A 12,379-nucleotide genomic window follows, 5' to 3' on the forward strand; every position below is an offset into this window, starting at 1 on the left:
TGCAAAGTAAAATGGAGGGTTTTCTTGCCGCCAAGGATCTGATGGCGCAGGGGATCAAGATCTGATCAAGAGACAGCACCTGGACAGCTTCAAAAAGATTTGGTGAGTGCACCGGACCTATGTGGTGGCCGGTGCCTGGGATTGTGTGATTGATGGGAAGAGCGGGGAGGGGGGGGAGTCAAATTCATCCTGCCGGCGGTTCTCGGCGAACGGGATGCTATAGGGACTTCAGTAACAGTCCACGGAGAAAGTCCTGCTGTGAGATAGAGCAGGCTTTGAACCCGCGAAACACACCACTATCGACAAGGATTTCGTCATAACGCCCTGCGGTATCTCTATAAATCAGACGTCGCTTTCCAATTCCGTCGACCAACCCATCAACTAAGCGCACTACCTGTTCGGCGCTGTTGGTGATAGTTGCGCCGCGGTCAAGATCCAGAAGGATCAGCATGGTCTCGTCCTGGTACACAATGTCAAACCCGGGTGTTTGCAAAGCGTTTGCTCCCTATACCTCTGTTGAACCTACCCAGGCATCGCCAAGGTATGCATTCGCTCCCTGAAGCCGCTCCAGGGGGATATCGAGAGCACACAGGCTTTCATGTGTCCAACCTTCCGCCGGAGGGGAGTATTCAAAGATGACTACGGCCTTGTCGAACAGGTCGACGATCTGCAACTGACAGTGAATTAATGAGGGGGTCAGAATCACGCATTCACCAGGTAAAACATCAGTGATGAACTTCATGGCAAATCTATTCTCCCTGATTAACTCTGTTCATCTACAAGAACGGCGTGAATGGTGTTGTGCGGCATTGCTTTTTTGATCACTCCAGCCCTTTCAATTTCATTCACCAATTCGTCGCAAATGAGATGCTGCTCGCTTTTCTGATATGGCTTATGGGGGGAGGACAGGTACCACCCCGTCCCCCGGTTGGCAAGTTTCCATCCGGCACGCAGAAGCTCGATAATGTCGCGCACTTCCATATCTGTTCCCCAGTTTACTTCTCTATGTTGATCGCTGCCAAAAGCTTGTTCACCCTAACCATGTCTTCGTCGCTATGAGTAGGCCCGCTGTGGTACAAGCGACCGCACTCTTGGCATTCGAAGAGAAACCCGCCAGCCAGCGGTTCGCTGGTGAAAGACACGTCTGAATGGCATTCGCAACACAGATGCAGACCATCAGTGTCGACAATGGTCTGAACAGATTCATAATGGTCAACATTCGGTGCAAGGCAGTGCTTATCGGGGTCTGACGCTCAGTGGAACGAAAACTCACGTTAAGGGATTTTGGTCATGAGATTATCAAAAAGGATCTTCACCTAGATCCTTTTAAATTAAAAATGAAGTTTTAAATCAATCTAAAGTATATATGAGTAAACTTGGTCTGACAGTTACCAATGCTTAATCAGTGAGGCACCTATCTCAGCGATCTGTCTATTTCGTTCATCCATAGTTGCCTGACTCCCCGTCGTGTAGATAACTACGATACGGGAGGGCTTACCATCTGGCCCCAGTGCTGCAATGATACCGCGAGACCCACGCTCACCGGCTCCAGATTTATCAGCAATAAACCAGCCAGCCGGAAGGGCCGAGCGCAGAAGTGGTCCTGTAACTTTATCCGCCTCCATCCAGTCTATTAATTGTTGCCGGGAAGCTAGAGTAAGTAGTTCGCCAGTTAATAGTTTGCGCAACGTTGTTGCCATTGCTGCAGGCATCGTGGTGTCACGCTCGTCGTTTGGTATGGCTTCATTCAGCTCCGGTTCCCAACGATCAAGGCGAGTTACATGATCCCCCATGTTGTGCAAAAAAGCGGTTAGCTCCTTCGGTCCTCCGATCGTTGTCAGAAGTAAGTTGGCCGCAGTGTTATCACTCATGGTTATGGCAGCACTGCATAATTCTCTTACTGTCATGCCATCCGTAAGATGCTTTTCTGTGACTGGTGAGTACTCAACCAAGTCATTCTGAGAATAGTGTATGCGGCGACCGAGTTGCTCTTGCCCGGCGTCAACACGGGATAATACCGCACCACATAGCAGAACTTTAAAAGTGCTCATCATTGGAAAACGTTCTTCGGGGCGAAAACTCTCAAGGATCTTACCGCTGTTGAGATCCAGTTCGATGTAACCCACTCGTGCACCCAACTGATCTTCAGCATCTTTTACTTTCACCAGCGTTTCTGGGTGAGCAAAAACAGGAAGGCAAAATGCCGCAAAAAAGGGAATAAGGGCGACACGAAAATGTTGAATACTCATACTCTTCCTTTTTCAATATTATTGAAGCATTTACCAGGGTTATTGTCTCATGAGCGGATACATATTTGAATGTATTTAGAAAAATAAACAAATAGGGGTTCCGCGCACATTTCCCCGAAAAGTGCCACCTGACGTCTAAGAAACCATTATTATCATGACATTAACCTATAAAAATAGGCGTATCACGAGGCCTGTGGGAGGAAAATAAAGTGTCATCCTAACTACAGGACCCTGCAACGTAGCAATTCCTGCAAAAATCCATTTAAAACAATGACTTATTTCAATTCTGCCATCTGCAAGCGTTTTGTGGGGATGGAGGCCGGAATCATTAAAGTATCATCCTAATTTTCGCTCAACCTTGGAAAATGCTGAGAATCGTAAAAATAAAGTTTCATCCTTTCCGCTACTAGTTCAAGGCTTTCTTCCGGCCGCCGGCAACAACGCTGCTTGGCTGAGGCGATCCACTTGCGCTACCGCTCACTGATCAGATCGAACTTGAACTCGACGAGCAGCCAACCATCAGGCCGAGCGTGATCGCCAAAAAAAACGGATCATGCGAAATCCTTCGTTGAGTTTGGCGCGGGTTTTAGCAAATCAGCTGGCCCGCGATCCGGTTGAGAGTGATCCGAAGCGGTCCTTGACGACCGGCACAAATCGGCCGATTCTGTTGAAAAAGTAGCTTTAGCGGCAGCCTGCCGATCAGGTGTGCCTGCTGTCGAAGTGGCTGCAAGCCACTTCAAGTTGCCTTCCGGCGTTTCACTGAGCGTCCTTGCTCAGGTTTAAGGGTTAATTTGAGGGTTTCTGCTCGTAGCAGGCATACCTATCCCGTCAGCGGTGGCCCTTGAGGCAAAAGCTTGGCCATGCGGCGCAGGTTCTGCACCATCGCAGCCAAGGTGAATTCGTCAGTGGCACCCGTTAGGCCACGCAGTCGTAAACGGTCGAGTTTCATGATCCGTTTGAGGTGGGCGAAAAGCATCTCCACCTTCTTTCGTTCGCAGCGAGAGACGAGGTACTCCGGTGTCTTGGCGATGCGTCGAGCCACGTCGCGGGCAGCCTCATGGATGCTGCGGACGATCTTCCGATTCGGCGTGTTGGGGCAGCATTTCGCTTTCAACGGGCAGGTGGCGCAGTCGGTTTGGCTGGAGCGGTAAATGACGGTTTTGGCCTTAGTTACCCGCGACCTTTGCTGGGTGAAGGCGCGCCATTCACTGCGTAGCGGTTTGCCGGCTGGGCAGCGATATTCATTGGCGTCCTGACTCCAGTGAAAGTCGTTACTGGAGAGGCTGTCGTCCTTGCGCTCGGTCTTGTCCCACACCGGCACATGCGGTTCGATGTCCTTTTCTTCGACCATCCAGGCCAGCATCGGGGCGGTGCCATAAGCGGTATCGCCGATAAGGCGTTCCGGTGTGAGATCGAACTGCGCCTCGACACGCTCGACCATCGTCCTAGTCGAATCGACTTCGGCGGTACGGTGCGCCGGGGTAGCTTCCACGTCCATGATCACACCGTGCTCAGTGTCGATCAGGTAATTCGTGGAGTAGGCAAAAAAGGCCGGGCCACCTGGCGCTGCTGTCCAACGGGACTGAGGATCAGTGAGCGAAATTTTCTTGGGAAGAGCCTCAGCCAGCGCCTCTTCATCAAGGGCTTCGAGGTACTCGCGCACTGCGCGGCTGCTGAGCTTTGGATCGTTCCAATCGACCTCATCTCCCGCCACCCCACGTTGCCGGCTGGCATCCGCCTTAATGATGCTGGCGTCGACGGCGAAACCTTCACCCTTGACTAGGCCGGCTGCCATGCAGCGCCGCAGCACCTCATTGAATAACCAGCGGAATAGATCGCTGTCACGAAAACGCCCATGGCGATTCTTCGAGAAGGTCGAGTGATTGGGGACTTCGTCTTCCAGACCCAACCGGCAGAACCAGCGATAGGCCAGGTTCAGGTGCACCTCTTCGCACAATCGCCGCTCGGAACGAATGCCATAGCAGTAGCCGACGACCAGCATGCGCACCATCAACTCCGGGTCAATCGAGGGACGCCCGATGGGGCTATAGAAATCTGCCAGGTAGGCACGTAGATCACTGAGATCCAAGCACTGGTCGATGCTGCGCAGGAGATGTTGGGCCGGGACGTGATCTTCCAGATTGAACGAGTAGAACAGGCGCTGCTGTCCTCCCGGTAACTGTCCCATCATGCTGTTCGCCCCCACGCTCGCTGACAAAGCAATTTTGCCAACGGCATGGGGAGGCCGCTACTTTTTCAACAGAATCGGCCGCACACAGCCATTCGGCTCAACAGAACCCTGCCTTTACCCCACCAAACTCCGGAAACTCGCCCGGTAGTCCGTCGGCTTGAGATGCACATGTTGGCTGAGGTCGCCGGGTAGCGTGAACAGGCGCGGACCGTCCCGAAACTGGAACACGCGATACAGATGGAATTGATCGCCCGCCTCCTTGGAGAATTCGAGTTCGTTGTGGCTGACCAAGAAAGACGAGCCTACCCCGCCATTGGTGGTTTTCACCTCGATGAAGCGCTCATGGGCGTCCTCTTCGAACGACAGGATGTCGAACCCCGCACCGTCTCCCTGGGTGTCGGACACCCAATCCAGCCGCTGAAAAAGCTCTGGGTGGCCGAGCTCGGTCAGGCGTTGCTGTTCGTAGCCAATCACCCACTGCTCCCCTGCCCGGCCCAGCTTGCGGTTGGCTTCATCGCGAGCGGCATAATCGAACTTTCGCGGTAGGCGTTGCCGTAGAGATGCCGGGGTACGCACAAGCACTTCACGGGCGGGTGGTTCTACCAAAGCCGCTCGGTAGGTTTTGTCACCCGGAAGTTTTACCTCCTCCAGGGCATCGACAAGAGCGCCGACCGTCTGCTGATGTTCCAGAACGTAGGCGTGTACGGATTTACGCAGCAGCAGTTGGCTGTTGCCGCGTGGCTTGTAGCCGTTGATATAGGGCAGGCCCAGGGCATCGAGTACGGCGCTAATGTTCTGGTGCTTGAGCTCGACTGAAGACTTGCTGCGACCGTTCAGCAGTTGGCGCAGTGCCTGGTTGTGCTCGGACTTGTGGTACGGCTCCCCAGCCGCCTCGGCACGCAGCATGTCGAAATAGTCTTCGACCGTGGCCAGGACCTCTTCTTCGGACCAGTCTTCGCCGATGCGAATGATGCGAAACCCGAGCCGCGTCAGCGCCGGAACGACGGTCGTCTCGCCACCGGAGAAGCTGTCAGCAGTGAGCGGGCCCTGCTCGGGAAATTGCTTGCCGAAGGCCACACCGGCGATGGCCTTGGAATCGCAATCGGTGCCGGTCTTCGGATCACGTACCAGGAAGTCGCGGGACTTGCCGTAGCCGTGGCGCGCCAGGAATTTCGTGCGGCCCAGTTGCACGAACTCATCGATGGCAGCCTGCACGGCGGCGGGGCTTCGAAGCTGGGAGAGTTGAGACACAGGGTCCTTCCTTACTGTCATGGTGTGCCGGGAACCGCCGAGCCACGAGATTATGAGTAGCCCCTGAACAGAAACGTCACGATAAAAGCCGTGAACGCCACCAGGCCCATTAAATCCCTTGCGTATTTGCAGCCCGTGCTGTCCAAACCTGTACCAGGTCCGATCAACACGCTCCAACCATTGAGGTACGAAAACACCGCCTGACCGAACAAAAAATGCGTGATAGCCGCCGCAGCCATGACGCCGGAATCGTCAGACAGGCTGTAGCTGTTGACCATTGCCCTGTACGCCTGCATCTGAAATGGCTATTGCCCTGATGGGAGCCGGCTTTTCAGCCACCGACACCAGCGATGCCGTCAATATTCTTTACCCGATAACCATGACCGTACAAGCTAACAAGGCCTGGCAAGCCAGCGGACTTAAAAAGTCTTTTTTTCTACCATCCCACAAAAAAGTTCGTGGTGGAGAAAAGATAAGCTATGCAAGGCTTTAGGAGACGTGGTTTTTCAGGATGACGAAGAACGATTCGGCGCTAGGTGCAACATAGGTGCATCGCACGAGCGCTAGGAACGGCGAAAAAAGGCGGACGTGGCGAAATCGGTAGACGCAGCAGACTTTAAAATTGGAGTGCCCGCGGGGAAATCCGCGGAGTAGAACCGCTCAAAGTCGGGGAACGCTAACGGGCAATACCCTAAGCCAATCCCGAGCCAAGCCCCTTCGGGGGAAGGTGTAGAGACTGGACGGGCGGCGCCTAAAGCCTTCGGGCAATGGCGAAGGGACAGTCCAGACCACGAACGTCATCAGACGGCGGCGAAAGTCGAGGTGGTACGAAAATCTGCTTCTCTGTGAGAGTACGGGTTCGAGTCCCGTCGTCCGCACCACAAAGCCAAACATCCCTGCGATGATCGACCTCTGGGCGTTTGGTCGTGAGCCCGCCACCCTCGCGCTACGCTTTGCGCAGGCGTCGAAGGCGATCAGGTGCGCCCATCGATTCCGTCGAGCACCATCGCTGCGAGTTCATCGCTGGTGTGTGCACCACTATCGAGAACACGGGTTGTGCATGGAAGCCGTTCCCTTGCGGCCAAGCATCGGGCGACATTCGCTAATCGCCACTCTCGAATCTCCGCATTTCGATTCGGGTCAGGATGCATGGTCTGGTTCGCGATCCGGTGACGCAATAGGTCCTCGTTGAGCGTCAGAAAGATGTGCAGCAGCTGATCGTCGATCCGCCTTACCCCGTCGAGTATCTCAGTCAGATAGTCCGGGTGCACGAGCGTCATTGGGATGATGATGTCCTGCGAGTAATTCCTTCGAATCTCCCTGACCGCCGCGATCGTAAGTCCCCTCCACAAGGGGAGATCCTGATAGTCTCCGCTCGCTGGCATGGGGACCGTTTCTTTCACCACGAACCCGATTTCCTCGGGGTCAAAGATCAGCGATTTGGAACGCCGATCGCGCAGCCGCTTAGCGAGCGTCGTCTTTCCGGCGCCGAAAGGTCCGTTGATCCAGATTATCATTGTCGACGGCCTCTAACCTGAAGGCTCGCAAGAGCGCTCGACGGCCTCGTGCGGAGGCACGATCGGAGTGGTTCCGAAATGCTTCTCAAGATAGGTGACGCCGAACGTCACGATGTCCTGCGCGTCGAACAGGTAGCACTGAGCAAAGCCCACGACACCTTCTCGATGGCGACCGAGCTTCACGTAAGCATTTGCTATAGTTTCAACCGCATCCGGCTTTCCTTCGATAGCAAAGCAATCGAGAATGCCGTTTGAATCGTAATCCGATGCCGTTTTCCAGGCGACTTCACCGTCTCTTCCAAGCATCGGCATCTCATACGTCACCCACCGTTTGTTGGGGATATCGGCAACCGCCTCGGCGTAGTGCAATGCGGTAACGGAGTTTAGCGGCGCACCCAACAGCAGGGCCTTCCCGCCAAGGCGAACGAACCGCTCGACGGGCGATCCTTCCCCCAAGGCGTGACCGAGTTCGTGAGGCTCCGTCAGCGTTTCAGCCAGCGGACCAACCGCGACCATCGATGCATCGGGGTGCGCGCTGCGCCGCGCGCCGGGGGCTTGAACCAGAAATTGATTCAGCAGGCCGAACCCACGGTAAGTCCCGGCTGTTGCGGGATCGAACGGCAGCCAGGTACGGCGGGCTTCGTCATCCAGCCGAGCGCCATTCAGAGTCTCCTCGTAGGGTGATCGGTCCCACGACGCGTATCCCATCACAGTGCCAGTCGGCCCAACCGCGGAGCGTAACGCGGCAACGACCGTCTCCGCTCCTCCTTCGACCGGACCAATCGCTTTAAGTGAGGCATGCACCATCAAGAGGTCACCGGTTTGGACTCCGAGTTTTTGAAGCGCCTCCGTTATTGCCTTCCGCGTATGCATCGCGATATCTCCTCTAAACTGCAAAACACTATACGGGGTCTGACGCTCAGTGGAACGAAAACTCACGTTAAGGGATTTTGGTCATGAGATTATCAAAAAGGATCTTCACCTAGATCCTTTTAAATTAAAAATGAAGTTTTAAATCAATCTAAAGTATATATGAGTAAACGGCACTGTTGCAAATAGTCGGTGGTGATAAACTTATCATCCCCTTTTGCTGATGGAGCTGCACATGAACCCATTCAAAGGCCGGCATTTTCAGCGTGACATCATTCTGTGGGCCGTACGCTGGTACTGCAAATACGGCATCAGTTACCGTGAGCTGCAGGAGATGCTGGCTGAACGCGGAGTGAATGTCGATCACTCCACGATTTACCGCTGGGTTCAGCGTTATGCGCCTGAAATGGAAAAACGGCTGCGCTGGTACTGGCGTAACCCTTCCGATCTTTGCCCGTGGCACATGGATGAAACCTACGTGAAGGTCAATGGCCGCTGGGCGTATCTGTACCGGGCCGTCGACAGCCGGGGCCGCACTGTCGATTTTTATATCTCCTCCCGTCGTAACAGCAAAGCTGCATACCGGTTTCTGGGTAAAATCCTCAACAACGTGAAGAAGTGGCAGATCCCGCGATTCATCAACACGGATAAAGCGCCCGCCTATGGTCGCGCGCTTGCTCTGCTCAAACGCGAAGGCCGGTGCCCGTCTGACGTTGAACACCGACAGATTAAGTACCGGAACAACGTGATTGAATGCGATCATGGCAAACTGAAACGGATAATCGGCGCCACGCTGGGATTTAAATCCATGAAGACGGCTTACGCCACCATCAAAGGTATTGAGGTGATGCGTGCACTACGCAAAGGCCAGGCCTCAGCATTTTATTATGGTGATCCCCTGGGCGAAATGCGCCTGGTAAGCAGAGTTTTTGAAATGTAAGGCCTTTGAATAAGACAAAAGGCTGCCTCATCGCTAACTTTGCAACAGTGCCGGATTGAATATAACCGACGTGACTGTTACATTTAGGTGGCTAAACCCGTCAAGCCCTCAGGAGTGAATCATGACCGTAGTCACGACCGCCGATACCTCCCAACTGTACGCACTTGCAGCCCGACATGGGCTCAAGCTCCATGGCCCGCTGACTGTCAATGAGCTTGGGCTCGACTATAGGATCGTGATCGCCACCGTCGACGATGGACGTCGGTGGGTGCTGCGCATCCCGCGCCGAGCCGAGGTAAGCGCGAAGGTCGAACCAGAGGCGCGGGTGCTGGCAATGCTCAAGAATCGCCTGCCGTTCGCGGTGCCGGACTGGCGCGTGGCCAACGCCGAGCTCGTTGCCTATCCCATGCTCGAAGACTCGACTGCGATGGTCATCCAGCCTGGTTCGTCCACGCCCGACTGGGTCGTGCCGCAGGACTCGGAGGTCTTCGCGGAGAGCTTCGCGACCGCGCTCGCCGCCCTGCATGCCGTCCCCATTTCCGCCGCCGTGGATGCGGGGATGCTCATCCGTACACCGACGCAGGCCCGTCAGAAGGTGGCCGACGACGTTGACCGCGTCCGACGCGAGTTCGTGGTGAACGACAAGCGCCTCCACCGGTGGCAGCGCTGGCTCGACGACGATTCGTCGTGGCCAGATTTCTCCGTGGTGGTGCATGGCGATCTCTACGTGGGCCATGTGCTCATCGACAACACGGAGCGCGTCAGCGGGATGATCGACTGGAGCGAGGCCCGCGTTGATGACCCTGCCATCGACATGGCCGCGCACCTTATGGTCTTTGGTGAAGAGGGGCTCGCGAAGCTCCTCCTCACGTATGAAGCGGCCGGTGGCCGGGTGTGGCCGCGGCTCGCCCACCACATCGCGGAGCGCCTTGCGTTCGGGGCGGTCACCTACGCACTCTTCGCCCTCGACTCGGGTAACGAAGAGTACCTCGCTGCGGCGAAGGCGCAGCTCGCCGCAGCGGAATGAGCGAACGTCGATATAGCCCGCTCGCGACGCTGTTCGCGGCGACCTTTCTCTTCCGGATCGGCAACGCGGTGGCGGCCCTCGCGCTTCCATGGTTCGTCCTGTCTCATACAAAGAGCGCGGCCTGGGCGGGCGCCACGGCCGCTAGCAGCGTCATCGCGACCATCATCGGCGCGTGGGTTGGTGGTGGCCTCGTCGATCGGTTCGGGCGCGCGCCCGTCGCATTGATCTCGGGTGTGGTGGGCGGCGTGGCCATGGCGAGCATCCCACTGCTCGATGCCGTTGGCGCCCTCTCGAACACTGGGCTGATCGCTTGCGTGGTGCTCGGTGCCGCGTTCGACGCACCCGGTATGGCCGCGCAGGACAGTGAGCTGCCCAAACTCGGCCACGTCGCCGGGCTCTCCGTTGAGCGCGTCTCGTCACTGAAAGCGGTGATCGGGAACGTCGCGATTCTAGGTGGCCCGGCCCTTGGGGGGGCCGCAATCGGCCTGCTTGGCGCTGCGCCAACGCTCGGGCTGACGGCGTTCTGCTCCGTCCTTGCAGGTCTGCTCGGCGCGTGGGTGCTTCCCGCGCGTGCCGCTCGGACGATGACCACGACGGCGACTCTCTCCATGCGCGCCGGCGTCGCTTTTCTCTGGAGCGAACCCCTGCTGCGCCCTCTCTTTGGTATAGTGATGATCTTCGTGGGCATCGTTGGCGCCAACGGCAGCGTCATCATGCCTGCGCTGTTTGTAGATGCAGGACGCCAAGTAGCAGAGCTCGGGCTGTTCTCCTCAATGATGGGGGCTGGTGGTCTCCTTGGCATTGCCATTCATGCGTCGGTCGGCGCCCGGATATCAGCGCAGAACTGGCTGGCGGTGGCATTTTGTGGCTCTGCGGTGGGCTCGCTTCTGCTTTCACAGTTGCCAGGCGTGCCGGTGCTGATGTTGTTGGGCGCGCTCGTGGGACTGCTGACCGGCTCAGTCTCTCCCATTCTCAACGCTGCCATCTACAACCGCACGCCGCCAGAACTTCTCGGCCGGGTACTCGGCACGGTCTCGGCGGTGATGCTGTCAGCCTCGCCCATGGTTATGCTTGCGGCCGGCGCGTTTGTCGACCTTGCTGGTCCGCTCCCTGGCCTCGTTGTATCGGCCGTGTTTGCGGGGCTCGTGGCTCTACTCTCGCTCCGTCTTCAATTTGCTACAATGGCGGCGGCAGCCACAGCCTCCGCCCCAACCCATACAGAAGGTGAACACTGATGCCCCGCCCCAAGCTCAAGTCCGATGACGAGGTACTCGAGGCCGCCACCGTAGTGCTGAAGCGTTGCGGTCCCATAGAGTTCACGCTCAGCGGAGTAGCAAAGGAGGTGGGGCTCTCCCGCGCAGCGTTAATCCAGCGCTTCACCAACCGCGATACGCTGCTGGTGAGGATGATGGAGCGCGGCGTCGAGCAGGTGCGGCATTACCTGAATGCGATACCGATAGGCGCAGGGCCGCAAGGGCTCTGGGAATTTTTGCAGGTGCTCGTTCGGAGCATGAACACTCGCAACGACTTCTCGGTGAACTATCTCATCTCCTGGTACGAGCTCCAGGTGCCGGAGCTACGCACGCTTGCGATCCAGCGGAACCGCGCGGTGGTGGAGGGGATCCGCAAGCGACTGCCCCCAGGTGCTCCTGCGGCAGCTGAGTTGCTCCTGCACTCGGTCATCGCTGGCGCGACGATGCAGTGGGCCGTCGATCCGGATGGTGAGCTAGCTGATCATGTGCTGGCTCAGATCGCTGCCATCCTGTGTTTAATGTTTCCCGAACACGACGATTTCCAACTCCTCCAGGCACATGCGTAAACGGAGGTGTGCAGAGTCCCTGCGGCAGGCGACGAACACGACCGTCGTCGATTAGTACCGGTACGGTCGGTGGTATCGAAGTCTTGATCACCACTCAGGTCTACGGCTTACAAATGGTGACCATCCCGATACTTGCGTCAGAGCACCGGGCCGATTCTTTGACAGTGAATCACTCCCGTAAGGTTGTGCCGGTGTGGGTGTCCCGGGTCGAGACGATACTCCGCCAATGCGCCCAGCAAACAACCTGGCCATCGCAGGTGGTGGGGAGCGGTGTGGCGGATGAGTTGGACAAGTTGGTGTAGCAGCACGAGCACGGCGAGATAACATCGCAGGAGTTCGACATGCTCAAGAGACAGCTGATTGCGAATCGCGATGCAGATTCATAACCCGATTGCGGGTTGGCTTCACTCCACCATCACCGAGCAGACTAGCACGGCGGGCTCTGTTGCAAAGATTGGCGGCAGTCAGAGGTAGGCTGTCGCTCTGCGCCGATCAGGCGGCTGCTGCGAAATGGT

Annotated in this window: 14 protein-coding genes; 5 read left to right on the forward strand and 9 right to left on the reverse strand. The window is 56.6% G+C overall.

Annotated features, from left to right (window positions below):
* Positions 1-217: 217 nt before the first annotated feature.
* From PG899_RS22650 to PG899_RS22680, 7 genes are all read right to left on the reverse strand, one after another.
* Positions 218-451, reverse strand: a complete 234-nt coding sequence (locus PG899_RS22650; protein ID WP_210538268.1) for a hypothetical protein — start codon at positions 449-451, stop codon at positions 218-220.
* A 54-nt stretch (positions 452-505) separates the two neighbouring features.
* Positions 506-742, reverse strand: a complete 237-nt coding sequence (locus tag PG899_RS22655; protein WP_210538267.1) for a hypothetical protein — start codon at positions 740-742, stop codon at positions 506-508.
* A gap of 20 nt (positions 743-762) precedes the next feature.
* Complete coding sequence (locus tag PG899_RS22660; protein WP_210538266.1) at positions 763-981, reverse strand: hypothetical protein; 219 nt, start codon at positions 979-981, stop codon at positions 763-765.
* A gap of 407 nt (positions 982-1,388) precedes the next feature.
* Positions 1,389-2,249, reverse strand: a complete 861-nt coding sequence (locus PG899_RS22665; protein ID WP_110924831.1) for a class A beta-lactamase TEM-256 — start codon at positions 2,247-2,249, stop codon at positions 1,389-1,391.
* 820 nt (positions 2,250-3,069) lie between these two features.
* On the reverse strand, positions 3,070-4,440 hold the full coding sequence (locus PG899_RS22670; protein WP_000971921.1) for an IS1182-like element ISCfr1 family transposase: 1,371 nt from the start codon (positions 4,438-4,440) through the stop codon (positions 3,070-3,072).
* A 114-nt stretch (positions 4,441-4,554) separates the two neighbouring features.
* A complete protein-coding gene (locus PG899_RS22675) occupies positions 4,555-5,691 on the reverse strand; it encodes a DUF3883 domain-containing protein (RefSeq protein WP_000080861.1) in 1,137 nt (378 codons plus the stop codon).
* 50 nt (positions 5,692-5,741) lie between these two features.
* Positions 5,742-5,969: a hypothetical protein gene (locus tag PG899_RS22680; protein WP_000248278.1), complete on the reverse strand. Its 228-nt coding sequence runs from the start codon at positions 5,967-5,969 to the stop codon at positions 5,742-5,744.
* Between the two features lie 23 nt (positions 5,970-5,992).
* On the opposite strand from PG899_RS22680, the gene PG899_RS22685 reads away from it, so the two are divergent.
* On the forward strand, positions 5,993-6,184 hold the full coding sequence (locus tag PG899_RS22685) for a hypothetical protein (RefSeq protein WP_000951934.1): 192 nt from the start codon (positions 5,993-5,995) through the stop codon (positions 6,182-6,184).
* 481 nt (positions 6,185-6,665) lie between these two features.
* Here the strand turns inward: PG899_RS22685 and PG899_RS22690 are convergent, their stop codons facing one another.
* Both PG899_RS22690 and aac(3)-IId read right to left on the reverse strand, forming a co-directional pair.
* Positions 6,666-7,208, reverse strand: a complete 543-nt coding sequence (locus tag PG899_RS22690) for an AAA family ATPase (protein ID WP_000587837.1) — start codon at positions 7,206-7,208, stop codon at positions 6,666-6,668.
* Between the two features lie 12 nt (positions 7,209-7,220).
* The gene (gene aac(3)-IId / locus PG899_RS22695; RefSeq protein WP_000557454.1) at positions 7,221-8,081 is read right to left on the reverse strand and encodes an aminoglycoside N-acetyltransferase AAC(3)-IId; all 861 of its coding nucleotides are present in this window, start codon (positions 8,079-8,081) and stop codon (positions 7,221-7,223) included.
* A gap of 232 nt (positions 8,082-8,313) precedes the next feature.
* On the opposite strand from aac(3)-IId, the gene PG899_RS22700 reads away from it, so the two are divergent.
* From PG899_RS22700 to mphR(A), 4 genes are all read left to right on the forward strand, one after another.
* Positions 8,314-9,018: an IS6-like element IS26 family transposase gene (locus PG899_RS22700; RefSeq protein WP_001067834.1), complete on the forward strand. Its 705-nt coding sequence runs from the start codon at positions 8,314-8,316 to the stop codon at positions 9,016-9,018.
* A gap of 121 nt (positions 9,019-9,139) precedes the next feature.
* Complete coding sequence (locus PG899_RS22705) at positions 9,140-10,045, forward strand: Mph(A) family macrolide 2'-phosphotransferase (protein ID WP_000219391.1); 906 nt, start codon at positions 9,140-9,142, stop codon at positions 10,043-10,045.
* Positions 10,042-11,280 carry a macrolide resistance MFS transporter Mrx(A) gene (mrx(A), locus tag PG899_RS22710; protein WP_000004159.1) on the forward strand — a complete coding sequence of 413 codons (1,239 nt, stop codon included), beginning with the start codon at positions 10,042-10,044 and terminating at the stop codon, positions 11,278-11,280. Before PG899_RS22705 ends, mrx(A) begins: the two co-directional genes overlap by 4 nt.
* A complete protein-coding gene (gene mphR(A), locus PG899_RS22715) occupies positions 11,280-11,864 on the forward strand; it encodes a macrolide-binding transcriptional repressor MphR(A) (RefSeq protein ID WP_001137892.1) in 585 nt (194 codons plus the stop codon). Before mrx(A) ends, mphR(A) begins: the two co-directional genes overlap by 1 nt.
* Positions 11,865-12,379: the final 515 nt, after the last annotated feature.

This window comes from Aeromonas sp. QDB39, assembly GCF_027707585.1.
GTDB lineage: Bacteria > Pseudomonadota > Gammaproteobacteria > Enterobacterales > Aeromonadaceae > Aeromonas > Aeromonas hydrophila.

Coding starts and splice junctions, on each gene's coding strand:
- PG899_RS22650 (WP_210538268.1), bottom strand. CDS start 451: ATGCTGATCCTTCTGGATCTTGACCGCGGCGCAACTATCACCAACAGC.
- PG899_RS22655 (WP_210538267.1), bottom strand. CDS start 742: ATGAAGTTCATCACTGATGTTTTACCTGGTGAATGCGTGATTCTGACC.
- PG899_RS22660 (WP_210538266.1), bottom strand. CDS start 981: ATGGAAGTGCGCGACATTATCGAGCTTCTGCGTGCCGGATGGAAACTT.
- PG899_RS22665 (WP_110924831.1), bottom strand. CDS start 2,249: ATGAGTATTCAACATTTTCGTGTCGCCCTTATTCCCTTTTTTGCGGCA.
- PG899_RS22670 (WP_000971921.1), bottom strand. CDS start 4,440: ATGATGGGACAGTTACCGGGAGGACAGCAGCGCCTGTTCTACTCGTTC.
- PG899_RS22680 (WP_000248278.1), bottom strand. CDS start 5,969: ATGGTCAACAGCTACAGCCTGTCTGACGATTCCGGCGTCATGGCTGCG.
- PG899_RS22685 (WP_000951934.1), top strand. CDS start 5,993: ATGGCTATTGCCCTGATGGGAGCCGGCTTTTCAGCCACCGACACCAGC.
- PG899_RS22690 (WP_000587837.1), bottom strand. CDS start 7,208: ATGATAATCTGGATCAACGGACCTTTCGGCGCCGGAAAGACGACGCTC.
- PG899_RS22700 (WP_001067834.1), top strand. CDS start 8,314: ATGAACCCATTCAAAGGCCGGCATTTTCAGCGTGACATCATTCTGTGG.
- PG899_RS22705 (WP_000219391.1), top strand. CDS start 9,140: ATGACCGTAGTCACGACCGCCGATACCTCCCAACTGTACGCACTTGCA.